Source organism: Burkholderia sp. E168m23, assembly GCF_016586125.1.
Classification (GTDB): Bacteria; Pseudomonadota; Gammaproteobacteria; order Burkholderiales; family Burkholderiaceae; genus Burkholderia; species Burkholderia orbicola.
Map to the genome: position 1 here is coordinate 1 of NZ_BCPP01001412.1, position 1,225 is coordinate 1,225.

General features: G+C 66.9%; 1 protein-coding gene and 1 pseudogene. One reads left to right on the plus strand and one right to left on the minus strand.

The window, feature by feature from the left end; genetic code table 11:
- On the minus strand, nt 1–614 hold a 614-nt coding region (locus JMF90_RS37730), incomplete at its 3' end, for a TonB-dependent receptor plug domain-containing protein (protein WP_201326410.1).
- Nucleotides 615–1,014: 400 nt separating this feature from the next.
- On the opposite strand from JMF90_RS37730, the pseudogene JMF90_RS37735 reads away from it, so the two are divergent.
- Nucleotides 1,015–1,225: pseudogene (locus tag JMF90_RS37735) on the plus strand (hypothetical protein); the annotation flags it as partial.

Sequence of the window (1,225 nt, forward strand, 5' to 3'; positions counted from 1 at the left end):
GTGCGCGACGCGGAGATCGAGCCGCCGAACGTGTCTTCCGGCTTGCGCGTGACGAGGTTGATCACGCCGCCCGGGTCCTGCATCCCGTACAGCAGCGAAGCGGGGCCCTTCAGTACTTCGACGCGATCGATCGTCGCGAGATAGCTGTGCAGCACCGGCGTGCGCACGCCGTCGACCAGCACCGAGCCGTCGTTGTTCGATCCGAAGCCGCGCTTGATGAACGCGTCGCGCGTGCCGCCGAGCGTGTTGGTCTGCGTGACGCCGCTGATGTTGCCGAGCACGTCGTCGAGCGAGCGCGCCTGCTGGTCCTGCATCACGCTGCTGCTGACCACCGCGACCGATTGCGGGATCTCCTTCAGCGCCCGGGCGTCGCCGCCCGCGATGTTCGTCGTGCGCGGCTGATAGCCGATCGTCGGATCGACGGCGGCCGAGGCGTTGATGCTGATCGCCGGGAGTTCGTGTTCGGCGGCCGGCGCGGCGGCGGGCGCGGGCGCAACGGGTTCGGCGCCGGCCGCATGCGCGCCGCTCGCGACGCACAGGGTGAGCAGGGCAGGCAGGGGCATGCGCCACGGATGCAAGGTCCGGGCGCGGCAGGGCGTTCGACGGGATGGCATGAATCGATGCAGGAAGAGGAATGCTAAGGATCGTGTGGCGGGTGGCAGTGTTGCGGTGGGATCAGCGTGCGCATGATATATGTAATGAGAATCGTTTTCAATTGTAATGGGGCGGCCAGCCATGCGCGGTACTCGGTTGCCGGGCTGCCGGCCGTCTGCTACCGTAGCGGCCAAAATCAGACGCAGTGAAATTCAACGAGAGAGCCGGGGGCCGCACCATGTCATCTTCCTGTCCCGTCGCGTTCGGCGCGACGCCACGCACCGCGCACGCGCGTGCGGGCGATGAAGTGATCGCAGCCGTGTACCGCCATTCGAACGATTAAAGCGACGCAAGCGCATTCAATCGGCATCGCGCCGGGCTTCGATCATTTCAACCACCACGCTAGACGGGAGACCACCCATGAAGAAGATTTCCGCGCCGTTCACGGCGGCCGCGCTGGCGGCCTGCGCGCTGTTGGCGGGCGTTCAGCAGGCCGCCCGTGCGGCTTCGAACGCCGAACCCGCGATCGACGCGCACTACGGCGCCGTGATCGAGGCCTATACGCAGGACATGGCCGCCGCGAAGACGAAGTACGACGGCAAGCGCCTCACGTTCGTCGGCGCCGTGATCC